The following is a 24,578-nucleotide window of genomic DNA, read 5'->3' as shown; positions in this document are numbered from 1 at the left end:
AAGAAAAAATGAAGTCATCACGTCCAGACGCTCGTTCGTCCGTTGTGCTCAGGGGTACTGCCGATTCGCCTGGGCGGCGAATGCGTTCGTCCAGGTGTCAGCCAGCCGTATCTGCGCCGGTTTGACCTCGGGGGTGAACGACGCGAGTGCCCGGAGCGCCGTCGCCGGTCCGTCGGCGGGCATCATGCCGTCTGGCGAGAACGCCTCGCGGCAATTGGCGAAGGCTTTGAGATAAAGCGTCTTGTCGCCGAGCAGATACGGTTCGGGCACCGTTTTGAGCAACTGAGCGGCCGTGGCATGTTGCAGCCACTTGTCCGCACGCACAATCGCGTTGGTCAGCGCCTGCACCGTACGAGGATTCTTTTGAATGAAGCTCTGCGGCGCATACATCACGGCCGCGGGCATCGGACCACCAAACATGGCGTGCGTACCCGCTTGGGTCCGCGTGTCGACGAGCACCTTCACGTCCCCCGATTCCTGCAACAACGTCATCATCGGATCGACGTTGGAAACGGCGTCGACCTGGCCGTTGCGCGCGGCAGCGACGACCGTCGCGTTGCTGCCGACCCCGACGATCGACACATCGGTCGGCTTGAGTCCCGCTTTGGCGAGCGCTACGCTCACCAGCATGTGCGTGCTCGACCCTGGGGCGCTCACCCCCACGCGCATGCCCTTCAAGTCCCTGACCGACTTCACATCGCCGGCCTTCGCCTTCACCACGCCCAGCACCAGCTGCGGGGCCGCCCCCAGCACCACAAACGACTGGTAGGTCAGGCCCTTCGTTTGCATGAGCAACGTATGCTCGAAGGCGCCTGTGCCAACGTCTGCGCTCCCGCCCACGACCGCTTGCAGCGCTTTGGAGCCCCCCGCGAAGTCGTCGATGGTGACATCGAGTCCTTCATCCTTGAAATAGCCCAGTTGTTCGGCAAGGGTGAGCGGAAGGTAGTAGAGGCCGGGCTTACCGCCGACGGCGATCGTGATCTTCGGCTTTTCGAGCGGCTGGGCAGGCGCGGCGGATGCGCCGGCACTCAGGCTGAGCGCCACCAAACCCAACGCCATGAGCGTGAGGACGAGAATGAGACGCCCCACGGCTTCGCGCACGCGGCGCGCTTCGGCATATGTCATCGCGTGTCTCCTCCCGCAAGATGCGAGATACAGGCGCGCCCCGGCTCGTCGGCCGGAATCGCTATCGGCTCCCAGAGCATCCGCTGCGCAAGACATCGCGACAAGAGGTGTTTCGGCATGCCAGACGTCGTGATTCACGATGCCTGCGCGCCCGGCGCTTCGTCGTCCGGTTTGTCGCCGTCTGCGTGACGACTGTCCAATGTCGTTCCTGCGTCACGCCCTGTTACGTTACGTGCGCACAGGTGATCCACCAGCATGCGCGAAGCCACGGGAAGCGCATCGTAGCGACGCACACAGACGATCAGTCGCCGGTCGGCCCAGGAGTCGGTCAGCGGCACAATGCGCAATGCTTCGCCATCGGGCACCTGCGAGTACGTACCGACAGCCTCTTTCGGCGCGATGGCGAGTCCCAGTTGAGCCCGTACCATGCGGCATACGGCTTCGAACGTCGAGACGTGGACTCTGAATTTGACCGTTTTCCCCTGTTCGGCGGCAAGGCGGCGGAACACGGTGTACATGGCGCTGTCCGGATGCACGCCGATCTGATCGAAGTCGAGGGTTTCGATGAACGCCAACTGCGTGGCGCCGGCCAGCGGGTGGTCGCGATGCAGCACCGTCACGATCTGGTCGCGCCGATACGGGAAGACTTCGACGTCCCGCGTGTCGACAGCATCCCAGCAAATCCCGATGTCCGTGGCCCCGTCGGCAACGCCGCGCACGACCTGCGCGCTGGTGTGTTCTTCGAGGTCGACCTTCACCCCTTCATGGCGACGCAAAAAGGCGCCAAGTTCGTCCGGTAAAGTTTCGACGATCGAGGAAACGTTGGCGAAGATGCGTATGTGGCCACGTACGCCACTCGTGTACTCGGAGAGGTCGCCCTGCATCTTCTCCAGACTACGTAGCACGTTGCGCGCGTGATGTAGCAGGGCCTCGCCCGCCGGGGTGGCACGCACCCCCCACTTGTGCCGTTGCAACAGGGCTGAGCCGACCAGGGACTCAAGGTCGTTAATGCGCTTGCTGACGGCCGACGGGGCAATGAACTCGCGCTCGGCCGCACGCGCGATACTGCTCTCTTCACAAACGGCGACGAAGAGTCGCAACGAGACGAGATCGATCCGCCATAGCGCCATGCCTGTCTCCCGAAGGCACTGCATTGACAGCGATTTTGCGGCGCATGTGGCGAAAGCGCCACTGGGAGCCGCCCCTGAGCCTGCCTGAAAACAACACCTGAGCGGTGCGTCGCGTCCGCGAGTCAGTGTGAAACGTCGTCAACGCTCGCGAACCCATGCACCGCGATGCCACGGTCCGAGGTTCAGGCCGATAGAGGGCGGCCGAGCGGGTCGATCGACATGACGACGACATCGTTCAAAAAGGCTGCACGGGACCGCCGCGCGCCCCGCGTCCGCCTGTATGTCCTTGCGCCGATCCCTCCCAGGACAACCGCCTAGCGCATCGCCCCCGCCAGCAGTACGGCACTCCAGCCACCGTCCGCTGCGTTTAGCGGTGCCTCGGGCAGTGGTGCCGTCGCCAAGGCCATGAACAGCCAACATTTGCAAATGATGATCGCAATCATTTTGTTGACGCTCAATCATCCCGGCTTGGTTGCCGGGTCTGATTTGACTATAGTGCGACGCTATCGGCGCGGCAACTGGGAAACGGTTCTAGATTTGACGGAATGACGCCGCACGCAGGCAAATGCCGTCGCGCATTGACACATTTCGCTTGAAAGGGATGGCTGTGCCTTCCGGCCTCACGGGCGCCCCGTGGGGCGTGGGGGACGCGAAATGGCCCGGGCGAGCACGAGCACCGGCAACAGGCCGACCAACACGAGCGTCAATGCCGGTACTGCGGCCTCGGCCAGTCGCTCGTCGGCCGCAAGATGGCTGGTGACGACCGCTAGCGTATCCATGTTGAACGGACGCAACGCGAGCGTGGCGGGCAACTCCTTCATGACGTCGACGAACACCAGCAGCGCCGCCGTCAACACGCTGCCTCGCAGGAGCGGCAAGTGAACCCGACGCAACATCGACCAGCCGCCAACGCCAAGGCTGCGGGCACTGGCGTCGAGGTTCGGCGCGATCCGCGCAAATCCGGCGTCGACGCTTTGCAGCGCGGCCGGGAGAAATCGGACGAGATAGGCGTAGATGAGTACACCGCTGGTGCCGGCAAGCACAAGACCGTTCGCCCCGAACCGGTCCCCCAACCACGTATCGAGATGCAAAACCGGTGTGAGAATGCCCAACGCAATGACCGCCCCCGGAATCGCGTACCCAACACCAACCAGGCGAACTGCCACGCGCGTGATGCGCCCTGGCGCCAATCGCTGAGCGTACCCGAGCACAATGGCAAATACGCTTGCCACGACGGCCGCAACCGCCGCGAGTCGAACGGTGTTGAATACCCACTCGCCATAGCGCGGCCAGGGTACCTGCCCCAGTTCGGACACAGCCAGTCGCAACATGATGAGCGCCGGCAACGCAAAGCCGATGATGAGCGGCAACGCACACGCGATCATGGCGAGCGCCCCTCGCCATCCGGAGAGTCGTGTGCGGCGAGACGTGGTTGGCGCACGCCCCGGCGCGCCGTAGTAACGAAGTCGCGTCCGGCTGCGTGCTTCGGCGATCAACAGCACCAGCACGGCGAACAACAGACAAGCGGACAACTGAGCGGCCGCGACCCGGTCCCCCATCGAAAGCCACGCGCGGTAAATGCCGGTCGTAAACGTCGGCACGCCAAAGTACGCCACCGCGCCATAGTCAGCCAGCGTCTCCATCAGGACCAGCGCCACCCCGGCCACCAATGCCGGACGCGCGAGCGGCAGCGCCACCCGGACAAAGGCTTGCGGCGGCGTGCACCCCAGCGTGCGCGCCGCTTCGAAAAAGCGTTGGCTATGGTCCGCAAACGCCGTACGCGCCAAAAGATAGACATAGGGATAGAACGCACCGGCAAACACCCATGACGCGCCATACCAGGAGCGAATCTCCGGAAACCACGCGACCCGGTCGACAGCGAGAATGCTTCGCAAGGCACTTTGCACCGGCCCGGCGAACTGAAGGAAGTCGGTATAAGCGTAAGCCGTCACGTACGCCGGCATCGCCAGTGGAAGAATCAGCGCCCATTCGAGCACGCGACGGCCGGGAAATGCGTAGTGCACCACCAGCCATGCACTTGCCACCCCCATCACCAGCACGCCGCCGGTGACCGCCAGCGATATGCGCAGCGAATTGAGCGCGTACTCCGGCAGCACCGTATCGAACATGTGCAAAAGGACTTCGCGCGTCTGCGCATCCCCTGCGGCCAGCGCCGCAAAGATGCCCAGCATCGGTATCAGAACGATCAGCGCCGGAATCCACGCAGTCATGTGCCACGCCCAGCGCCCGGAGAAGCGGCGGCGGCCTTTGCGCCCCGCCACTTGCGGGGGATATGTCGCATGCGGGGCGTGAGCGGATGCATGTCTTTCCCCGGTCGACCCCAGGGCCGGCCCCTGATGGGAGAGCCTGGCCCCGGCGGCGTCGGCCGACAAATCGAGGGAAGAAGAATCAGCGGCGGCGCGAGACGGGGGCGTCGATGACATCGGCAAATCTTGGTCGGAACCGGTGGATGGGCAAAGGAACGGAAAAACGCGAGGCACGTACGTTTGCGACATACGTCCGCGACATACGTCGGGTACATACGAGAGGTGCATACGCCAAGTACATACGCAAGCCGCGGACCACGACTGCAGACCACGACTGCAGACCACGAATTACGGCCCGATAAAGCCGGTCTTCTCCCTCGACCTAGCCTCATCTTGCGTATCGCCTGAAGGAACCGAAACCGGCACTTCGGTCTAAAGCGTTGTAAATTATACGCATTCGCAACACCACCTCTGACGTGGCCACGCATGGAAAGTGCCCAGTGCCGCGCCACGCGGGTGCCCGAATTACCGGACTACAGGCACTGCACACCGCTCGCCGACATCACCCACCTGAAACCAGATGCCTCTGCCCTATCTGCTGCTCGACCACATTTGCGTCAATTACGAGACCGCAGGCCACGCTCATGCCGCCGTACGCGATCTGTCGCTGTCCCTCGCGCGCGGGGAGATCGGATGCCTGCTTGGCCCCTCCGGCTGTGGCAAGACGACCGTGCTGCGCGCCGTCTGTGGTTTTGAGCCGTTGGCCGGCGGGCGAATCGTGCTCGACGGCCATGAGGTCGCCAATGCACAAGTGTGTGAGCCGCCGGAGCGCCGTCACGTCGGGGTGGTATTCCAGGACTACGCCCTGTTTCCCCATCTCAACGTCGCTCAGAACATTGGCTTCGGCCTTGGCCGCATGGCGCGTGCAGAACGTCAGGCTCGCGTGGAGATGCTTGCCGAGCGAGTGGGGCTGGCGGGAACGCTGCGCAAGTATCCACACGAACTCTCCGGCGGACAACAGCAACGCGTGGCGCTGGCCCGCGCGCTGGCGCCTGCGCCGGCGTTGCTGCTGCTCGACGAGCCGTTCTCGAACCTCGATCTCGACCTGCGCGAACGTCTGGCCGTCGAGGTCCGGGAGATCATTCGCGCCAGCGGGGCCACGGCGATTCTCGTCACCCATGATCAACATGAAGCGTTCGCCATGGCAGACCGCATCGGCGTGATGCACGCGGGGGCAATCGCACAATGGTCTGCCGCCCGCGAACTTTGGCGTGCCCCGGCCAACCGGGTCGTGGCCGACTTCATCGGGCGAGGCGCGCTGATTCCGGGAACATTCCGTGGCAACGCGGACGGCGGCGGAATCTCGCTAGAGCTGGGGGAAATTTCCGTATCGTCGGCGCTGGCCGACAAACTCCTGCGTCACACCACCAAGGACGCGTACCCTTTGAGTGTCGACGTACTCCTTCGTGCGGACGACATCGCTCACGATCCGGCAAGCCCTTTCGAGGCGACGCTGGTGCGGCGTGCGTTTCGGGGAGCCGATCAGCTTTATACGCTGCGGTTGGCATCGGGCAGCGAGGTCGTGGCGCGCGTCGACGGTGAACTGGCGCATGCGCCCGGCGATCGCGTGGGGCTGCGCCTGACGGTGCAGCATCCGGTGGCGTTTGCCGCGCATACGGCTTCCGTCTGAGTTTGGCGCCCGAGTTTCGCGCCTGACGCTCGTGTCCGAGTCCCGCGTCGTCGTCTCGCAAAGTACGCCGTCACTCAGAGGCTGGTAAAATCCGGCAAAACGGATGGGCCTATGAAACAGTACCTCGACTTCATGCGCCATGTTCTCGAACATGGCACAGACAAGACCGATCGCACGGGCACGGGCACGCGCTCGGTGTTCGGCTATCAGATGCGCTTCGACCTGCAGGAAGGGTTCCCGCTCGTCACCACGAAAAAGGTGCACATCAAGTCCATCGTGCACGAGCTCCTCTGGTTCCTGCAAGGCAGCACCAACGTGCGCTACCTGCAGGAAAACGGCGTGTCCATCTGGAACGAATGGGCCGATGCCGACGGCGAGCTTGGCCCGGTCTACGGCGCGCAATGGCGTTCGTGGCCGACACCCGACGGTGGGCACATCGACCAGATCACGCAGCTTGTGGATCAGATCCGCGCCACCCCCGACTCGCGACGTCTGATTGTCTCCGCATGGAACGTGGGGGAAATTCCGCGCATGGCGTTGCCGCCGTGTCACGCGTTTTTCCAGTTCTATGTGGCCGACGGCAAGCTCTCGTGCCAGTTGTACCAGCGTAGTGCCGACATTTTCCTGGGTGTGCCCTTCAACATTGCGAGCTACGCACTGTTGACACACATGATGGCGCAGCAAACCGGGCTGGACGTCGGCGACTTCATCTGGACGGGCGGCGATTGCCATCTGTACAACAATCACCTTGAGCAGGTCCGTACGCAGCTTGAGCGCGAGCCGTTCCCGCTGCCGAAGCTGGAGATCACTCGCAAGCCCGATTCGATCTTCGATTACCAGTTCGAGGACTTCCGTATCACCGGATACGAAGCGCATCCCCACATCAAGGCGCCGGTGGCCGTATGACGATTCTGACGCTGGTGGTCGCCCGCGCCGAAAATGGCGTGATCGGGCGCGACAATCAATTGCCCTGGCGTTTGCCGGAAGACCTCGCGCACTTCAAGCGCACAACGCTCGGCAAACCGGTCATCATGGGCCGCAAGACTTACGACTCGATCGGCCGCCCCTTGCCGGGCCGACGCAATATCGTGGTGTCGCGTAACCCGGCGCTCAAGATCGAAGGGTGTGAGGTGGCCGGCTCGCTCATCGACGCCATGCGGCTGTGCGTCGGGGTCGAAGAGATTTGCCTGATTGGCGGTGCGCAGTTGTATGCCGAATCGCTGGCAAGCGCAGACAAGGTCGTTGTCACGGAGATCGCCAAGGCGTTCGAGGGCGACGCCCACTTTCCCGCGCTTGCGGCCGGACAGTGGCGCGAGACGGCACGCGAAACGCATCACTCGCCCGCCCCGAACGACTTCGACTATTCATTTGTCACCTACGAACGCATCTGAGCGCGCTCGTTCGACGCTCGGCGCGCGCTCAGTCACTTGCTCAGGCGCTTACTCCGGCGCTTACTCAGGCGCTTAAATTCGCGCGCGGCACTTCGGGAGCCGCGCCGCACGCTTGCTCGCCCTCCTTCGCCTCCGGAAGCCCGATCGTCGCCACATGCACGCGGTCGCGGCCAAGGCGCTTAGCGGCGTAGAGCGCTTCGTCAGCCAAGGCAATCAGCCGCTCGTGCGTATCCCGCACATCGCCCTGCTGCGGTATGTGGGTCGCGCATCCGACGCTTACGGTCACCCATCCCTGCGGTCCCGGCCCCGGTTTAGCCAGCGCACGCACACTGTCCGTCACACGCGTCGCGACAAATTCAGCCCCCCGCTCATTGGTGTCCGGCAAGACGATGACGAACTCTTCGCCCCCATAGCGCGCGACAAGATCGGTCGGACGGTGCGTCGCCCGCATCAGCGCCAGGGCGACGTGTTCAAGGCACTCGTCGCCGACGGGATGACCGTATTGATCGTTGTATCGTTTGAAGTGATCGACGTCGACCATCAGTAGGGAGAGCGGACGCCCCGAGCGGCGTGCCTGCTCGAAGTCACCGGGGAAGCGGTCATTGAAATAGCGACGGTTGTAGATACCGGTGAGCGCGTCGCGATTGCTGTATTCGATGAGACGCAAATGCGCACGGGTGAGTTCTCGATACAGCCGCGTCACCTCCCACACCAGCACGCAAACCAGCAGTCCCGGCGCGGACATGCTGAAAAAACGCGCCAGATACCAGCCCAGCGAGAATCGGACGGTGCTCATCAGGCTGAGCACGGTGTCCGTCACGCACGCCAGAATGGCGAGCGTGACCCAAAGGTCGAGCACGGTGCGCAATCGCCCGATACCCAGTACCGCGCCGAGCGCGACGAGGTTGACCACCAGCAACACGATGCCGGCGCCGCCTGCCGAGAAGTCGCCGGGCGCCGTCGCCGGCGAAAGCGCCGGGGGCAACGCAACGGTCAGTGCGACCAGACACAACAAGACGCCAACGATGAGCGGCGCACCGAGGTAAAGCCAAATGCCCCGGCTGGCCGAGGGCAACTGCGTCACGGATTGTGGCGTGAAAAGACGCCGCGAGATCATGGCCATCAGCACGAGTGCGGGGAAACCGGCGTGCCAGCACACCCAGATCCAGCCAGACGTGCTCGGATGAGCGCCGAACAATCCGGTCGGGGCAAACAACCCCGGGAAGGTCAGCAGTTGCATCGCGACCGTCAGTGCCGTGAACCCGTAGGCCCCGGCGAGCCACCCGAACACGGGCAATCGGCTCACCTGAAATTGCGCGCAAAGCAGGTACGACGCAATGGCTGCAGTGGTAAACACCGTCAGCCCGCACATCGGCAGAAATGGCGCGATGGCAGGCAGCCTGGCGGTGGCTTGCGGCGCCGCTAATATCAAGGCGGCAAGGATGACCATCGCCAGACAGCCGGCAAACGTGCGCTGACCGCGCGATGCGTGCTCCATGAGAAAGCCGTCCATGAAATCCCTTTCGCCTCGGTAAGCGTGACGTAGATTCGACGGTGACCTTTCCTTGCGGCCACGGCAATTACCGATGGCCAATTAGGCGCAGCATGCACCAAATCCCGTCGTCTGCCAACGTGCCGCCGGTTCGCCGCCTCAACGAAAAAACGGCGTCGACCGGCTACCGTTGGATAGCGGGTCGACGCCGCTGGGCGTCAGGGCTCGACAACGCCCCGGGGTGCCGGAAACGTCCGTTTTGAACGCTTCCTCCGTCATTGTCTGTCGCCTTCGTCGCGCGTACCGCTTTCGCGCCTTTTCTGCCAGCGAATCCAGCGCAACCCGCGGATTCGCCAGGGCGAACTTGACGGCTCAACCGCCCAAATACGCCTCCAGTACGCGCGGATTGCCCAGCAAGTTACGGCCGGTGTCATCGAGCACGACCTTGCCGGTCTCGAGCACGTAGCCATGCTGGGCGATCTTGAGTGCCTGACGAACGTTTTGTTCCACCAGAAAGATCGTCAAACCGTCGGCGTTGATTTCCTTCAACGTGGCAAAAATACCCTGCACGATGATCGGTGCGAGGCCCATCGACGGCTCGTCGAGCAACAGCAGGCGCGGGCGCGCCATCAACGCACGACCGATCGCCAGCATCTGCTGCTCGCCGCCCGACAGATTGCCCGCCATCTGGTCGAGGCGCTCGGCAAGTCGCGGGAATCGTTGCAGGACCTTGTCCAGATCGGGCTTCACGTTCTGCTTGTCACGTCGCGTGTACGCACCGAGTTCAAGGTTTTCACGCACCGACATGGTCGTGAGCGTCGCGCGGCCTTCGGCCACCTGCACCAGCCCGCGCTGCACGATCTTGTTAGGCGCCAGCCCCCCGATGTCCTCACCTTCGAACAGGATCGTGCCCGCCTGCTTCCGGATGAGACCGGACAGGGCGAGCAACGTCGTGGACTTGCCCGCGCCGTTCGCACCGACGAGCGACGTGATCTCGTGCTCTCGCAAAGCAAAGTCGACGCCCTTCACGGCCTCGATATGCCCATAGGCGACCTTCAGGCCTTTGACTTCGAGCAGCGCGCTCATGCCTTGTCCTCCGCATCCGCCGCCACAGCAGCAACATCGTCATCGTCATCGCGCCCGAGATAGGCTTCGATAACCTGCGGGTTATGCTTGATTTCGTCCGGCTTGCCTTCGGCGATGATGCGACCGAAGTTCAGCACGGCGATCCGCTCGCACAAGCCCATCACGAAGCGCATGTCGTGCTCGATCATGAAGATCGTGTAACCGCGCGCCTTGATGTTCTCGATCTCGCTCATGAGGTCGACTTTCTCGCCCGTGTTCATGCCGGCAACCGGCTCGTCGAGCAAGAGAAGCTTGGGTTCGGTCGCCAATGCACGCGCCAGTTCGAGCTTGCGCTGATCGCCGTACGACAGATTGTCGGCAATGTCGTACGCCTTGTGATCGAGCTTCACCCACGAAAGCAACTCGTGCGCGCGTTCGCGCGAACGCTTCTCCATGTCGCGAAAGCCCGGCAGCGACAGCAACAACCCCGCCGGACCGTACGTGAGATGGCGATGCATGCCCACCACGACGTTCTCGATCAGCGTCATCTCCTTGAAGATGCGGATGTTCTGGAACGTGCGGGCCACGCCGCGCTGCGTAATCCGGTGCGGCTTTTCGCCCACCAGACTCTCGCCGTCGAACGTGATGCTGCCGCCGGTGGGCTGCAACAGGCCGGTGATCAGGTTGAAGACCGTGGTCTTGCCCGCACCGTTCGGCCCGATCAGGCCGAAGATGGTGCCTTGCGGCACCTCGATGTTCACGTCCTGAAGCACGTGAAGTCCACCGAATCGCTTGGAAATATTGGAAAGCTTAAGCATGTCGTGTTCCCCGCGCACTCACGTGGAAGAGGCCGAGCGCGCCTTGCCGGCACGGAACCAACGGCGAAAACGCATCGGATCCCAGATGCCCTTGGGCAGGAACAGCACGATCAGCACCAGAATCAGGCCGTTGACCACGAGACGGAAGTCGTTGAACGCCCGCAGCAACTCCGGCAACAACGTCAGAATCGTGCTGCCGAGCACCGGCCCCACGAGGCCGTTGATACCGCCGAGAATCGCCATCGTCAGAATCTCGACACCACGGTCGAAGCCAAACTCGTTCGGTCCGATGAAGAACGTCAGATGCGCGTTGAGTGCGCCGGCAAGCCCTGCCAGCACGGCGCCCAACACGAACGCCAGCATTTTGTACCCGGTCACGTTGATGCCCATCAGACCCGCCGCCGTCTCGTCTTCCTTGATCGCCTCGAACGCACGGCCAACCTTGGAGCGACGCAGACGCCACAACACCGCGAGCACGATCACGACGGCAGCCGCCACATGCCACCACTGGGTGAGTTGCGGAATGCCGTTCAGACCGAGCGCGCCGCCCGTGAGGTCTTCGGTGTTGAGGATGAGCACGCGCACGACTTCGCCGAAACCCAGCGTCGCCATGGCCAGATACACGCCGGACAGGCGAAGTGTCGGCTTGCCGATGATGAACGCCACGATGGCCGGGGCCGCCATGCCGCCCGCGAGCGACACGGCAAACGGCGTTTCGTAATTCATCGTCAGCAACGCGGCGGTGTAGGCGCCGATTCCCATGAAGGCCGCGTTGGCCATTGCCAGCATGCCGCACGAGAGCGTGAGATAAATCGACAGAGCGAGCAACGCGTTGGTGCCCAGCGTGAGCACCAGATTGCTGTATACCGCCCAGAAATTATTGAACCAGTCCATTGCGCCCCCGTGATTACGCTTTGCGTTCGAGCACTTTGCCGAACAACCCCTGCGGACGCACCAGCAGGATCAGGAACAGCAGGCCGAACGCCACGGCGTCGCGCATGTTCGAGCCGATGTATGCCACCGACAACACTTCGGCAAAACCGAGGAACAAGCCACCGATCATTGCGCCACGAATGTCGCCCATCCCGCCCAGAATGATCACGGCGATGCCTTTGTGCAGCATCGGTTGCCCCATGAGCGGGAACACGGCGTTGGAGTACAGACCGATCAGCACACCCGCCATGCCGCCCAGACCGGCGGCAGCGAACGACGTCGCGAGGAACAGGCCTTCGACGTTGATGCCAAGCAGATAGGCGGCCTTCGGCGATTCGGCGATGGCGCGCAAAGCGCGTCCCAGCTGTGTCTTCTTGATCGTGGTGATGAGTACCGCCATGAGCGCGAACGAGATGAAGATGATCGCCAGCTCAAGCACCGTCATGTGCACGCCGGCCACCGTAATGGTGTCCTGCGAGACGATGTCGTACGGGAAGCGGAGGTTCTCTGCGCCGAAAATGCCCTGCACACCGTTGTTGAGCAAGATGCCCACACCAATGGTGGCGATCATCGGAATCAGGTGAGGCGCACCGCGCTTGCGCAACGGTTTGAGCACCAGCACGTCGATGACGAGGCCAAGCAGGCCGGAGGCGATAACTGCGGTAATGATCGCAGCCCACAGCGGCAGATGCAGATGCGCGACGGCTTGCAGCGCGGCATAGGCGCCGACCATGAAGACCGCGCCGTGCGAGAGGTTGATGACGCCGAGGATGCCGAACACGAGTGTGAACCCGAGCGCGAACAAGGCGTACACGCACCCGAGGGAGAGCGCGTTGACGAGTTGCTGTTCCAGCATGGTGTGTATTCCAGCCTGAGGGACGGAGGCACGCGCCGACGAGGGGGGCGACGTGTGCCAGAAACGCCGATGGGCGTAGCGCCTTTCGGCCCTACGCCCATGCGGACTTCTTCAAGTACTGCCGGGCTAGTTACTTCTCGATGACGTACTTGCCACCCTTCGTCACGCTGACGATCGGCGCCTGTTGTGCATCGTAGCCGGCCGGCTTGCCGTTCTTGCCCATTGCCTGACGGAAGGCAAACTTGCCGGTCGCGCCGTCGTGCGTGACCTTCGGCAGCGCGTCGCGCAGGGCCTTGCGGTCGGCATCCAGATTGCCCGAGATCTTCACGTTCTTGATCGCGCCCGCCGCGATGTACATCGCGTCGTACGATTGCGCGGCGAACTGGTCCGGGGCCACGTTGTACTTGGCCTTGTAGGCGGCGATGAACTTGGTGTTGGCCGGCGTGTTGTTCTCGATCGACCACGGGCTACCCACCCACAGGCCGTCCGAGCTGCCTTTGGCCAGATCGAAGATCTTGACCGAGTTCATGCCGTTGCCGCCGATGAACGGGACGTTGATGCCCAGTTGACGCGCCTGCACCATGATCGGCGCACCTTCGGCAATCAATGCCGACAGCACGATGGCGTCCGGGTTGGATGCCTTGATCTTCGTGAGCTGCGCCTTGAAGTCCACGTCACCCTTGGCAAACGTTTCGGTGGTCGTGACCGGAATCTTCAAGTCTTCGAGCGCCTTCTTGAAGTTGTCGTAGCCGCTCTTGGTGAACACATCGTCGTTGCCGTAGAGCACCGCGACCTTCTTGATGCCGGTGTGCTTGGCCGCAACCTTGATGGTCTCGGGCAGCACGTCGGCTTCGGTCACCGAGTTACGGAAGATGTAATCGCCAATCGAGGTGATGCCGTCAGCCGTGTTCGACGTGCCGAAAGCGACCGTCTTGCCGGCTTGCGCGATCGGGTCGGCAGCCTGTGCCGAGTTCGACAGCGTCGGGCCGAAGACCATGAGCACCTTGTCCTGGAAGATCAGCTTCTTGAAAACGTTGATCGCCTCTTCCTTCTTGCCCTGCTCGTCTTCGACCTGAAGCACGAGCTTGTTGCCATTGATGCCGCCAGCGGCGTTGATTTCGTCAGCGGCGAGCTGGAAACCGTTCTTGATGGCGATACCGTATTGCGCAGCGCCGCCCGACAGTGCTTCGGCCACGCCGATCTTCAGATCGGCTGCGTGGGCCGCAGCCACCATCCCCGTAGCGACAAGTGCGCTCAGCAACTTGGTCATGGTGCTTTTCATGAGTCCTCTTCCTCCTCTAGTTATGAGAAGGCGCGCCTTATGAGCGCGCCCATTACCCTAACTACCGTATCTGTTCTTAAGCCACGGCTTAAGAAAACCCCTAAGGATATCGCAAACTGCTTGCGCCGGACACGATAATTGAGCATTTGCCCCGCAATGGCGCACAAATGCAACGCGTTTGTGGCGCCATAACGGCTTTTTGCAGCATCAATGACCGGCAACGGTCATTTGTTCAATCAGGATTGACCCGACTTCCTTGGTACCGCGCACCAGCGTGTCGGCACCGATCGCCACGATCTGCCGGAACATGTCGTTCAGATTGCCCGCCAGCGTAATTTCTTCGACGGGGTACTGAATCTCGCCGTTTTCGACCCAGAAGCCGGAGGCGCCGCGCGAATAGTCGCCCGTCACATAGTTCACGCCCTGCCCCATCAGTTCGGTCACCAGCAGGCCGGTCCCAAGCTTGCGAAGCATGGCGCGGAAGTCGTCGCTCGGCGCGGTCAGCTTGCTGTACATGCGAAGGTTGTGCGAGCCGCCCGCGTTGCCGGTCGTCTGCATCCCGAGCTTGCGCGCCGAATACGTCGACAGGAAGTAGCCCTGTACGACGCCATCGCTCACGACGTCGCGCGCGCGCGTCTTGACGCCTTCTTCGTCGTAAGGCGCGCTGCCCATGGCACGGGGCACGTGCGGGTCCTCGTGGATGCCAACGTGCTCGGCGAAGACGGGCTTACCCAGCGTGTCGACGAGGAACGTCGCTTTGCGATACAGCGCACCGCCGCTCACCCCCTGCACGAACGCGCCCAGCAGCCCCGCCGCGAGCGGCGCCTCGAAGAGCACCGCGCACTTGCGCGTAGAAAGCTTGCGGGCATTGAGACGCGCCAGTGCACGTTCGGCGGCGTATCGACCGACGGCTTCGGGCGACGCGAGATCGCTGGCCGCACGCTTGGATGAATACCAGTCGTCGCGCTGCATGTGGCTGCCGGAGCCCGCGATCGGCGACACCGACAGGTAGTGGCGCGAGTACGGATAACCGGAAAGGAAGCCCCGGGTCGTGCCAAGCAGGAATTGGGAGTGCTGGGCGGAGACGGCCGCACCTTCGGAGTTGCGAATGATCGGGCTCACATCGAGTGCGGCCTTCTCGGCCCGACGCGCCAGTTCGACGGCCTCGTCGGCCGTAATGTCCCATGGATGGAACAGCGACAGGTCCTGCGGATGCATTTCGAGCAACTCGGACTCGGCGAGGCCCGCGCAATCGTCTTCCGCGGTGAAACGAGCGATGTTGTAGGCGGCGTCTACCGTGTCGTGCAGCGCCTTGCGGGAAAAGTCGGACGTACTCGCATTTCCACGGCGCTGGCCGATGAAAACGGTGACGCCGACCAGCTTGTCGCGATTGCGCTCGATGGTCTCAACCTTGCCGCGCCGCACCGAGACCGACAGGCCATCGCCCTCGGAGATCTCCGCTGCTGCGTCGGTTGCGCCGAGCGAACGGGCGTACTGCAGCACGTCGCTGACGATTTCCTTGAGTTGATCCTGGGTATGCGTGAAATGCTGGGTCGCTTGGGACATCGGCGCGATTCGGTCAGTGGCTGAATAGGAACCGCCATCTTAGCGCGACTTGCCAGCCGTCGTGCGTAGCCCAAGCAACTATTTGGACGACGCGCGCCGCGTTACAATAGCGCCTATGACGCACATTCAACGCTTTAACCGTATCGCCCATAGCGAGCTTTCCGACGAAGGCCCAAGCAAATCCCAGCGCAAGCGCGAGTCGCATGCGCTGCAGGATCTGGGCGAAGAACTGGTCAATCTGGCCAAGGACGCGCTCGCCCGCGTGCCAATGCCCGAAAACCTCGAACGCGCCGTTCGTGATTGCCGCACCATCACGGCACATGAAGGCCGGCGCCGTCAGTTGCAATACGTGGGCAAGCAGATGCGCACGCTCGACGAACGGGAAATCGAGGCCATCCAGCGCGCGCTGGACGTCATCAAGGGCGTCTCCAAGGCCGAAACCGCCAAGCTGCATGCGCTGGAGCGGTGGCGTGAACGCCTGCTGGCCAAGGACGAGGCGCTGACCGAACTGCTCGCGCAACATCCCGGCGCCGATGCCCAGCAACTCCGCACGCTCATTCGCAACGCCCGCCGCGAGCAGGCCGCACAGAAGCCGCCCAAGGCGTTCCGCGAATTGTTTCAGGTCCTCAAGGATCTGCTCGGCACCGGCGCTGCCGCAACCGAAACTTCGGACGAGGCCGATAACGATCTTCCGGAATTCCCAACACGCGAGGATGATTGATGGTTGCCCGCGCACATCCCGACGAACTTCGCGTAGGTCTTGTGTCCATCAGCGATCGCGCGAGTCAGGGCACGTATGAAGACCAGGGCATTCCTGCGCTTCAGGCATGGCTCGGCAGCGCGCTCACGTCGCCGTGGGTGACGCAAACCCGACTGATTCCCGACGTCGCCGAAGACATCACCGCCACCCTGATCGAACTGGTGGACACGATGCAGTGCGACCTGGTGCTGACGACCGGCGGCACCGGCCCTGCGCGGCGCGATGTCACGCCCGAAGCCACGCTGCTTGCCGGCACCAAGGAGATGCCGGGATTTGGCGAACAGATGCGCCAGATCAGCCTTCGCTTCGTACCGACAGCGATCCTCTCGCGACAGGTGGCCGTGATACGCGAGACGGCAGATCATGCGGCGCTCATCATCAATCTGCCCGGACAGCCGAAGTCCATCAAGGAAACGCTCGAAGGGCTGCGCGACGCGCACGGCAAGTCGGTCGTGCCCGGCATTTTTGCGGCGGTGCCTTATTGCATCGACCTGATCGGCGGGCCGTACATCGAGACGAACGAAACGGTCTGCAAGGCCTTCCGCCCCAAGAACGCGATACGCGCCCCGAAATCGACTTGATGGAAGCCGGGGGCGCCCAGCCCGTCTACCGTCGCCGATTCCTCGTCGATTCCTCGTCGAAACGCACAAACGCACAAACGCCAGCGAATTCGCTGGCGTTCGTGTTTGTGCTTGCCGCTTTCGCAAGAACTCAGGCCGTAGCCCCCGGCACAGCGGTCTTCAGAAAGTGCTCACGGTAGTACACCAGTTCGTCGATCGATTCGTGGATGTCGGCGAGTGCCGTGTGCGCGGCACGCTTGGTAAAGCCCTTGTATACCGTCGGCTCCCAGCGGCGGCACAATTCCTTGAGCGTGCTGACGTCCAGATTCCGGTAGTGGAAGAATGCCTCGAGCTTGGGCATGTAACGCGCCATGAAGCGGCGATCCTGGCAGATCGAATTACCGCACATCGGCGACTTGTTCGGTGGCACGTACTGGCTGAGGAATTCGATCAGTTGGGTCTCTGCGTCCGCTTCGTCGACAGTCGACGCCTTCACCCGGTCAATCAGCCCCGAGCGGCCATGTGTGGACTTGTTCCAGTCATCCATCCCGTCGAGCACGGCGTCGGACTGGTGAATCGCGAAGACCGGCCCTTCGATGCGTCGCGTGAGCGCCGAATCGGTAACGACGACCGCCACCTCGATGATGCGATCGCTGTCGGGCTGCAAACCGGTCATCTCCATGTCGAGCCAAACCAAATTGAACTCGGCCCGCGCAAGCGTTGTTTCGGCGTCGGCGAGCGTGGGATTTTGGGATGGAATGGAAGACATGATCGGAAGACTCTGGAAAACGCGTCGTAAGGCGACCGGCACGGCGCCTCGCCGGTCGAAAGAACTTATAATTCTCGCATACTTCAGATTCTCCTTAAGCGCATGTTCACTTATCTCTTCGTGATCTTTCTGTTGGCGATGGTCATGACCAAGCTTTGGCTGGCCGCCCGCCAGGTCCGCCATGTGGTGGCCCATCGAGCGTCCGTGCCCGAGCGCTTTGCCGACACGATCACGCTGACCGATCATCAGCGCGCTGCCGACTACACCGTCGCCCGCACCCGGCTCGGAATGGCAGAGATCTTTGCGCAAGCGGTTCTGCTTGTCGCGTTTACCTTGCTGGGCGGACTGAACCTGCTTCATATCGGCATCTCGTCGTGGCTTGGCGAGGGGTATGTCGGCCAGATCGCCCTCATCGCCGCAGTACTGCTCATTTCCGGCGTCGTTGATCTGCCCTTCACCTATATCCGCCAATTCGTCATCGAACAGCGTTTCGGCTTCAACCGCATGTCGCTCGGGCTCTTCATCGCGGACATGATCAAGGGGACGGCCGTCGGTGTCGCACTTGGCTTGCCGCTGCTGTTCGTCGTGCTCTGGCTGATGGACCAGGCCGGGCCGCTCTGGTGGATCTACACGTGGGTCGTGTGGGTCGCGTTCAACCTTTTCGTCCAGTTCATCTTCCCGCACGTGATCGCGCCGATGTTCAATAAATTCGAGCCGCTCTCGGATGCTTCGCTCGCGCAACGCATCGAGGGGCTGATGCAGCGTTGCGGCTTCGCGGCACGAGGGCTGTTCGTCATGGACGGCTCGAAGCGCTCCGCACATGGCAACGCCTATTTCAGCGGATTCGGCCGAGCCAAGCGCATCGTGTTCTTCGACACGCTGATCGAGCGACTCTCGCCTGCCGAGATCGAGGCCGTTCTGGCGCACGAACTGGGGCACTTCAAGCGTCGCCATATCACCAAGCGTCTGGTCGTCGCGTTCGCCCTGTCACTGGCATTTCTCGCCCTGCTCGGTTGGCTCTCCGGAAAAACATGGTTCTACACGGAACTCGGTGTGATGCCGTCGATGACCGGCAGCAACAACGCGTTGGCGCTGGTGCTTTTCTTCCTGGTCTTGCCGGTGTTCGGGTTCTTCGCCAGCCCGCTGAGCAGCCTTACCTCGCGCAAACATGAATTCGAAGCCGACGCGTTCGCCGCGAGCCAGACGCAGGCGAGCGACCTGGTGAATGCACTCGTCAAGCTCTATCAGGACAACGCGTCGACATTGACGCCCGATCCGCTCTACACAGCGTTTTATTATTCGCACCCGCCCGCGTCCCAGCGCATCGACCGTCTGCTGGGGCAAGCATGAAGCGCGGCGCCAAGGATAAAACGCAGGCGGTTCAGACGACCGAACAGGCACGGCGCCACGGACGCGTAGCCGCCGCCCACGGCCGTCATTACGTCGTCGAAGCCAGCGACGGTGAGACCGTGCTGTGCTTCCCGCGCGGCAAGAAGAGCGAAATCGCCGTTGGCGATGAGGTCTCCTGGGCGCGCACGGGGGATCAGGGCGTCATCGAGGAGATTCTGCCGCGGCGTAATCTGCTCTATCGCTCGGACCAGTTCAAGAGCAAACTGTTTGCCGCCAACATCGACCAGTTGGTCATCATGCTGGCGACGGAACCGTACTTTAGCGAGGACTTGCTTGGCCGTGCCCTCGTTGCCGCGGAAGCTAACGAACTGCGGCCGTTGATTGTCCTGAATAAGACGGACGTGACCAGCGCCTTGCCGACCGCCCGCGAACGTCTGGCGCCGTACCGGGCACTCGGATATGAAGTGCTCGAGTTATCGGTACGTGCGGATCCCGAAACAGCAAAAGCACTGCTGTTGCCTCGCCTGGCCCATCAGGCATCCCTGCTGCTTGGCCAGTCCGGAATGGGAAAATCGAGTCTGGTGAACCTCGTCGTGCCCAATGCAGACGCTGCCACGCGCGAAATTTCGACGGTATTGAATTCCGGCAAACATACAACGACCTTCACGCGCATCTTTCACCTCCCGGATGGCGGTCTGCTCATCGACTCCCCCGGTTTTCAGGAGTTTGGCCTGCATCACCTCAAGGAAGGCGCATTGGAGCGCGCGTTTCCCGAGTTTCGCCCACTCCTGACCGGATGCCGTTTCTACAACTGTCATCACCTGAAGGAACCGGGCTGCGCAATCCTGGAAGCCGTCGCCGATGGGCGGATTTCGCAACAGCGCCACGCGCTCTATGCGCAACTCGTCCACGAGTCGGAACAGCAGATCCCGTATTAAGCGACGACAGCGCATACGCCATGCAACAAAAAACCCCGCTTCCGCGGGGTTTTTCGCAGGTCCTGCGAGGCGGGCAAAATTAGCCGAGCCAGACGGCAAGCGTGAGCAAGAGCAACAGAAGCATCCACAACAGCACCGCGCGCCACACTAAACCGACCGCTGCCTGCAGGGTGCGCGGGGTGCACTCGCTACCGACGGGCAGCACCGCGTCGTCGCCTTGATTGAGGGCGTCAACGCTGGACACTTCAGCCAACGGTCCGGTCAGTCGCGCGCCCAGGGCGCCGCTCCCGGCGGCGAGCAAAATGCCTTCGTTTTCATTTGGCCATTGCTTCGCGTAATGACGCCATGCATAGATAGCGTCCTCAAAGTTACCAACGATCGCGAAGCCAATCGCGGTCAGACGTGCAGGCACCCAGTCGATGACGTAGAAGGCCTTGCGTGCAAACGCGCCGAATGCCGGGCTTCGGTCGGGTGCGGCTTCCGTCCACCGACGCGAAAGGTACTCCGCGAGTCGGTACAACACCGCGCCCGCCGGACCAACCGGCATCAGGAACCAGAAGAACACCCCGAAGACATGGCGATGGGACGCGATGACCGCGTGCAACAGCGTGTGGCGCACGATTTCGTCCACCGGCATATCGACCGTATCGATGCCGATCCATTGACGCAGGATCTCGCGCGCTTCGTTGACGTTGTCGTTATTGAGCGCAACGTGAATGTCGGTGAAGTAATGACTGAACTGGCGAAAACCCATCGTCAGATAGACGATCAGCACGTTCCAGGCAAAACCCAGGAAAATGTTGACCCGCATCAGCAGGTAGTAAATGACGCCAACGGCCAGGACAAACGGCACGACGACGACCAGCCAGGCGAGCACGCCATGACGCGGCTGCCCCGCGTCGAATGACTGCGACGTGTGTGTCGCGTGGGAGCGGATCAGGTTGTAGATCGGGTTTTGCGTGGAGAGGGCACGCACCTGCTCGAGGATCAGCGCGAGGAGTACCGAGAAGAATGTCATGCGTGCGATCAGATCACCGGACGGAATGGTGTAACGATAGCACAGCTTCTCGCAAATGCCCGCCCAGTGCGCTTCGGCGACGCACTCGCTAACGCATTCGGGCGCACCGCCCGCACTGCCGGGCGACCTTTCGCGTCAGGCGCGCAGCAGTTGATAGAAATTCCGCAGCATGCCGGCCGTCGCTCCCCAAATGAAATACTCGCCGCCCGCCGGCTTCGGGTAGGGCATCGCGTAGAAGCGGCGCTCACCGACCTGATAATTGAAGACACGAATCTGGTGATGCGCCGGATTCATCAGAAAATCCAGCGGCACTTCGAAAATCTCGTCCACTTCCCCGGTGTCGGCCACCAGATCGAAAGGGGGTTTGACCAACCCCACGACCGGCGCCACGCGAAAGCCGGTGCCGGTCACGTAGTCGGGCAAACTCCCGATAACCTCAACGGCACCGGCATCCAGTCCAATCTCTTCACGTGACTCGCGCAAAGCCGTCGCAATGGGCGTGGGATCATCTGGCTCGCGACTCCCCCCGGGGAAGCTCACCTGCCCTGCGTGCGTACTCAGATGCTGGGTCCGCTTCGTGAGCAGCACAGTGGTGCCATGCGGACGCATCACCAGTGGCACGAGGACCGCAGCAGCGCGTGGCGTGAAGAGCGACGCAGAGGTCAATTCGACGACGCCGGACTCCGGCGTCCAGATCGGCGGGCTGGCCAGACGGTCACGTAGCGCCGTGGGCGTCAACCGCTCTGCCGGCACCGAAGGCTCACCCTCGCCCGTCGAGACGATTGGTAATGCTTCAGGGTGCAGGATGAGAGGTGGGGCCACGTAGACCTTTGCAGGATAGATAACTTCGCTATTTTAACGAGGAAGCCGAAAGTGCGTATGCGCGAAGAAAATGCAATTCACACGGTAATTCGCGGCATGCCTGCGTTATGGCGCACCGCCGCATGACGCTCGAGCGACGACGACAGAACGAAAAAAGCACCCCGAAGGGTGCTTTTCCGTACGACTTTTGCTGCGCCCGGCCACAGGTCGCCAGACGTAGCAGCGCCCGACTTACTCGGCGGCAGCAGGCTTGCTCTTGAACGTGAGCTTTTCCTTGATACGTGCCGACTTGCCCGAACGCTCACGCAGGTAGTACAGCTTCGCGCGACGAACATCACCACGACGCTTGACTTCGATGCTGGCGATCAGCGGCGAGTACGTCTGGAACGTACGCTCAACGCCTTCACCCGACGAAATCTTGCGGACGATGAAGCCCGAGTTCAGGCCACGGTTACGCTTGGCGATCACGACGCCTTCGTAAGCCTGAACGCGCTTGCGGTTACCTTCAACCACGTTGACGTTGACGATCACGGTGTCGCCCGGGGCGAATTCGGGGATCGTCTTGTTCGCGGTCAGACGCGCGATTTCTTCTTGCTCGATCTTGGCGATCAGATTCATTTACCACTCCTTGTGCCATCGTATCGACGTTATACCGGCGAGCCGGCCCCGACAGAGGATGGGTTCAAACCGAATGCCGTCCCCATGACGACACCCGAACCTACTTGGCCGAATCGGCCTGCAGGCTTGCCAGCCATGCCTCATCGGCACGACTGAGCAATCCGTTGGCGCGTGCGCTCTCGATCAAATCGGGCCGCTTGCGCCAAGTGTTGGTCAACGCCTCACGGCGCCGCCACTTTTCGATCTCGGCGTGATGCCCACCCAACAACACGTCGGGCACGCGCACACCTTCGTATTCTTCCGGCCGCGTGTAATGCGGACAGTCGAGCAACCCATTGACGAAGCTGTCTTGCTCCGCCGATTGCTCATCGTTCAGCGCCCCCGGCAGCAGGCGGATCAGTGAGTCCATGAGCGCCATGGCAGGCAGTTCACCGCCAGAGAGCACAAAATCGCCGACGCTGACCTCTTCATCCACCACGCGATCAATCAGCCGCTGATCGATGGCTTCGTAACGTCCGCACAGCAAAATCAGACCCTGCTCCTGCTCGCGCAACGCTACAACCCGACGGTGTGTCAACGGCTTGCCTTGCGGCGACATCAACAGCACCCGACCACGCGGCACGCCGGCTTGCGCCTGTGCAGCCTTTGCAGCGGCAATCGCATCGTCGAGCGGCTTGGCAAGCATCACCATGCCCGGACCGCCACCGTAGGGACGATCGTCGATCGTGCGGTAGTTGTTATGCGTGAAATCACGCGGATTCCAAAACCGCAAACCGTAGCGCGACTGCTTGAGCGCCCTGCTGGTGACGCCCCAGTCGGTCAGTGCCCGAAACATTTCGGGAAAGAGCGTGACGACGTCAAACTGCATCAGACCGGTTCCGTCCATAGGTGCCCGGGCGCCAAAGCCACCGGGCGGTCAATCGGTAATTCAGTAATCGAGACCCCAGTCGGCCACAATGCGCCCCGCCTTGGTATCGACAGTCTGAATATACTGGCCAACGAACGGGATCAGGCGCTCGGCGGTCTTCGCCGGCTTGTCGTCGATGGCAGGCACGTCGTACGTCACACGCAATACGGTGTGCACACCGTTATCGAGCAACCCGACGACCTTCCCCAGCAATTCGTTCTGCAAATTCGTCACCTGAGCGCCGATCAGGTCGACCCAGTAGAACTCGTCTTCACCTGCTGTCGGAAACGCGCTTCGCGGCACCCAGACCTGCAGGCCCTTGAGCGCCTCGGCAGCGGTGCGGTTCTCGCTTCCCCGCAATTGTGCGACGACCGTGCCCGAGTGCCCCCGGCTATGCAGCACGTTGGCCTTCGTATAGGCCGACTCACCGGGGCGGCGGAAATACCAGCAATCTGCGGACAAGAGGCCTTCGCCCTCACCCGTGTGCGGCTGCACCTTGATCCAGCCGCGAATCCCGTAGGCATCGCCGATGTAACCAAGCTCGACGAGATCGTCGGGGACTTCGGTCACCGGGGCTAGCACCTGCTCAGCGCGTATGCCGGAGGCGCGACGCGCTTCAGCACCGATTTTCAGCGGTACCCGCTCACGTGCGGTACGAACCATGCCAATCCAACCTTGTGACGAACACACGGCGATGCCTGCTCCGGATCGCTCGGGAACAGGCACCGCCGTTCAATTCTCATGCCATCGGCAAACCGATAGCAATGCGTACAGCTCGACTATCTGAAAGCTTAGGCAGCAGCCTTGGCGCCTTGCTTGATCAGACGAGCCACGGTCGGCGACAGTTGTGCGCCAACGCCTTGCCAGTACGTCAGACGGTCTTGAGCAATACGCAGACCTTCCGTGCCTTCGGCAGCGACCGGGTTGTAGAAGCCAATACGCTCGATGAAGCGGCCATCGCGGCGGTTACGCGAGTCGGTTGCAACGATGTTGTAGAACGGGCGCTTCTTCGCGCCGCCGCGAGCCAGGCGGATAACGACCATATTAAATCCTTGTGAATCCAGAAGTGTTCGGACAGAAAACGCGTGATTATAGCGCAAAACCCTCGTCAAAACAAACACTTCGCCAAACGGAATGTGGTCCCCGCCGTACCGCGCCCAAATTGGGCCGCCTATGCGGCGCTGCCGCCCCCCCTGCGAGCCCTGGTCTACAATGCACGCA

At 62.2% G+C, this 24,578-nt stretch carries 24 protein-coding genes; 7 read left to right on the top strand and 17 right to left on the bottom strand.

From position 1 onward, the window contains the following. Positions 1–48: 48 nt before the first annotated feature. The 3 genes from UC34_RS08575 to UC34_RS08565 all read right to left on the bottom strand — a co-directional run bounded on the left by UC34_RS08575 (position 49) and on the right by UC34_RS08565 (position 4,486). Positions 49–1,125, bottom strand: coding sequence for an ABC transporter substrate-binding protein (locus tag UC34_RS08575; RefSeq protein WP_084070469.1), 1,077 nt, complete (start codon positions 1,123–1,125; stop codon positions 49–51). Positions 1,126–1,259: 134 nt separating this feature from the next. Next, a complete protein-coding gene (locus tag UC34_RS08570; RefSeq protein ID WP_237165282.1) occupies positions 1,260–2,255 on the bottom strand; it encodes a LysR family transcriptional regulator in 996 nt (331 codons plus the stop codon). Positions 2,256–2,875: 620 nt separating this feature from the next. Next, a complete protein-coding gene (locus UC34_RS08565) occupies positions 2,876–4,486 on the bottom strand; it encodes an ABC transporter permease (protein ID WP_044455211.1) in 1,611 nt (536 codons plus the stop codon). 616 nt (positions 4,487–5,102) lie between these two features. On the opposite strand from UC34_RS08565, the gene UC34_RS08560 reads away from it, so the two are divergent. The 3 genes from UC34_RS08560 (at position 5,103) to UC34_RS08550 (ending at position 7,603) form a co-directional block, all read left to right on the top strand. Next, complete coding sequence (locus UC34_RS08560; RefSeq protein WP_044455210.1) at positions 5,103–6,212, top strand: ABC transporter ATP-binding protein; 1,110 nt, start codon at positions 5,103–5,105, stop codon at positions 6,210–6,212. A gap of 111 nt (positions 6,213–6,323) precedes the next feature. Beyond that, positions 6,324–7,118: a thymidylate synthase gene (locus UC34_RS08555; protein ID WP_044455209.1), complete on the top strand. Its 795-nt coding sequence runs from the start codon at positions 6,324–6,326 to the stop codon at positions 7,116–7,118. Next, positions 7,115–7,603, top strand: coding sequence for a dihydrofolate reductase (locus UC34_RS08550; RefSeq protein ID WP_044455208.1), 489 nt, complete (start codon positions 7,115–7,117; stop codon positions 7,601–7,603). Before UC34_RS08555 ends, UC34_RS08550 begins: the two co-directional genes overlap by 4 nt. Positions 7,604–7,667: 64 nt before the next feature. Here UC34_RS08550 and UC34_RS08545 read toward each other — a convergent pair whose 3' ends face one another. From UC34_RS08545 to pmbA, 7 genes are all read right to left on the bottom strand, one after another. After that, on the bottom strand, positions 7,668–9,116 hold the full coding sequence (locus UC34_RS08545) for a sensor domain-containing diguanylate cyclase (RefSeq protein WP_044455207.1): 1,449 nt from the start codon (positions 9,114–9,116) through the stop codon (positions 7,668–7,670). Positions 9,117–9,467: 351 nt separating this feature from the next. After that, the gene (locus UC34_RS08540; protein ID WP_044455206.1) at positions 9,468–10,181 is read right to left on the bottom strand and encodes an ABC transporter ATP-binding protein; all 714 of its coding nucleotides are present in this window, start codon (positions 10,179–10,181) and stop codon (positions 9,468–9,470) included. Beyond that, on the bottom strand, positions 10,178–10,978 hold the full coding sequence (locus tag UC34_RS08535) for an ABC transporter ATP-binding protein (RefSeq protein ID WP_044455205.1): 801 nt from the start codon (positions 10,976–10,978) through the stop codon (positions 10,178–10,180). Before UC34_RS08535 ends, UC34_RS08540 begins: the two co-directional genes overlap by 4 nt. Positions 10,979–10,996: 18 nt before the next feature. Continuing rightward, positions 10,997–11,872, bottom strand: a complete 876-nt coding sequence (locus UC34_RS08530; RefSeq protein ID WP_044455204.1) for a branched-chain amino acid ABC transporter permease — start codon at positions 11,870–11,872, stop codon at positions 10,997–10,999. Positions 11,873–11,885: 13 nt separating this feature from the next. After that, positions 11,886–12,767, bottom strand: a complete 882-nt coding sequence (locus UC34_RS08525) for a branched-chain amino acid ABC transporter permease (protein ID WP_044455203.1) — start codon at positions 12,765–12,767, stop codon at positions 11,886–11,888. A gap of 130 nt (positions 12,768–12,897) precedes the next feature. Further along, positions 12,898–14,049, bottom strand: a complete 1,152-nt coding sequence (locus UC34_RS08520; RefSeq protein ID WP_044455202.1) for an ABC transporter substrate-binding protein — start codon at positions 14,047–14,049, stop codon at positions 12,898–12,900. A 207-nt stretch (positions 14,050–14,256) separates the two neighbouring features. After that, positions 14,257–15,615: a metalloprotease PmbA gene (gene pmbA, locus UC34_RS08515; protein ID WP_157123096.1), complete on the bottom strand. Its 1,359-nt coding sequence runs from the start codon at positions 15,613–15,615 to the stop codon at positions 14,257–14,259. Between the two features lie 115 nt (positions 15,616–15,730). Between pmbA and yjgA the strand changes: the two genes are divergently transcribed. Together yjgA and mog are read left to right on the top strand one after the other, a co-directional pair. Beyond that, positions 15,731–16,336 carry a ribosome biogenesis factor YjgA gene (gene yjgA / locus UC34_RS08510; protein WP_044455200.1) on the top strand — a complete coding sequence of 202 codons (606 nt, stop codon included), beginning with the start codon at positions 15,731–15,733 and terminating at the stop codon, positions 16,334–16,336. After that, positions 16,336–16,956, top strand: coding sequence for a molybdopterin adenylyltransferase (mog, locus tag UC34_RS08505; protein ID WP_044455199.1), 621 nt, complete (start codon positions 16,336–16,338; stop codon positions 16,954–16,956). The genes yjgA and mog overlap by 1 nt, the downstream gene beginning before the upstream one ends. Before the next feature lie 130 nt (positions 16,957–17,086). Here mog and orn read toward each other — a convergent pair whose 3' ends face one another. Next, positions 17,087–17,704 carry an oligoribonuclease gene (gene orn / locus UC34_RS08500; protein WP_044455198.1) on the bottom strand — a complete coding sequence of 206 codons (618 nt, stop codon included), beginning with the start codon at positions 17,702–17,704 and terminating at the stop codon, positions 17,087–17,089. 102 nt (positions 17,705–17,806) lie between these two features. Here orn and UC34_RS08495 point away from each other — a divergent pair, with 102 nt between their 5' ends. Together UC34_RS08495 and rsgA are read left to right on the top strand one after the other, a co-directional pair. Next, on the top strand, positions 17,807–19,054 hold the full coding sequence (locus tag UC34_RS08495; protein ID WP_044455197.1) for a M48 family metallopeptidase: 1,248 nt from the start codon (positions 17,807–17,809) through the stop codon (positions 19,052–19,054). Next, positions 19,051–19,992, top strand: coding sequence for a ribosome small subunit-dependent GTPase A (rsgA, locus tag UC34_RS08490; protein ID WP_044455196.1), 942 nt, complete (start codon positions 19,051–19,053; stop codon positions 19,990–19,992). The genes UC34_RS08495 and rsgA overlap by 4 nt, the downstream gene beginning before the upstream one ends. Before the next feature lie 79 nt (positions 19,993–20,071). On the opposite strand, the gene UC34_RS08485 is transcribed toward rsgA, so the two are convergent. The 6 genes from UC34_RS08485 to rpsP form a co-directional block, all read right to left on the bottom strand. Continuing rightward, positions 20,072–21,010, bottom strand: coding sequence for a CobD/CbiB family protein (locus UC34_RS08485; RefSeq protein WP_044455195.1), 939 nt, complete (start codon positions 21,008–21,010; stop codon positions 20,072–20,074). Positions 21,011–21,145: 135 nt separating this feature from the next. After that, positions 21,146–21,832, bottom strand: coding sequence for a CoA pyrophosphatase (locus tag UC34_RS08480; RefSeq protein WP_044455194.1), 687 nt, complete (start codon positions 21,830–21,832; stop codon positions 21,146–21,148). A 231-nt stretch (positions 21,833–22,063) separates the two neighbouring features. Continuing rightward, complete coding sequence (gene rplS / locus UC34_RS08475; RefSeq protein WP_044455193.1) at positions 22,064–22,450, bottom strand: 50S ribosomal protein L19; 387 nt, start codon at positions 22,448–22,450, stop codon at positions 22,064–22,066. 100 nt (positions 22,451–22,550) lie between these two features. Continuing rightward, complete coding sequence (trmD, locus tag UC34_RS08470) at positions 22,551–23,318, bottom strand: tRNA (guanosine(37)-N1)-methyltransferase TrmD (protein ID WP_157123094.1); 768 nt, start codon at positions 23,316–23,318, stop codon at positions 22,551–22,553. 60 nt (positions 23,319–23,378) lie between these two features. Further along, positions 23,379–24,020: a ribosome maturation factor RimM gene (gene rimM, locus UC34_RS08465; protein ID WP_044455191.1), complete on the bottom strand. Its 642-nt coding sequence runs from the start codon at positions 24,018–24,020 to the stop codon at positions 23,379–23,381. Positions 24,021–24,148: 128 nt separating this feature from the next. After that, the gene (gene rpsP / locus UC34_RS08460; RefSeq protein ID WP_017234865.1) at positions 24,149–24,400 is read right to left on the bottom strand and encodes a 30S ribosomal protein S16; all 252 of its coding nucleotides are present in this window, start codon (positions 24,398–24,400) and stop codon (positions 24,149–24,151) included. Between the last annotated feature and the right edge of the window lie 178 nt (positions 24,401–24,578).

The sequence above is a fragment of the Pandoraea vervacti genome, assembly GCF_000934605.2.
Taxonomy (GTDB): Bacteria; Pseudomonadota; Gammaproteobacteria; order Burkholderiales; family Burkholderiaceae; genus Pandoraea; species Pandoraea vervacti.
Note: the sequence above shows the minus strand (reverse complement) of the source record. Positions and strands in the feature narration are given on the sequence as shown.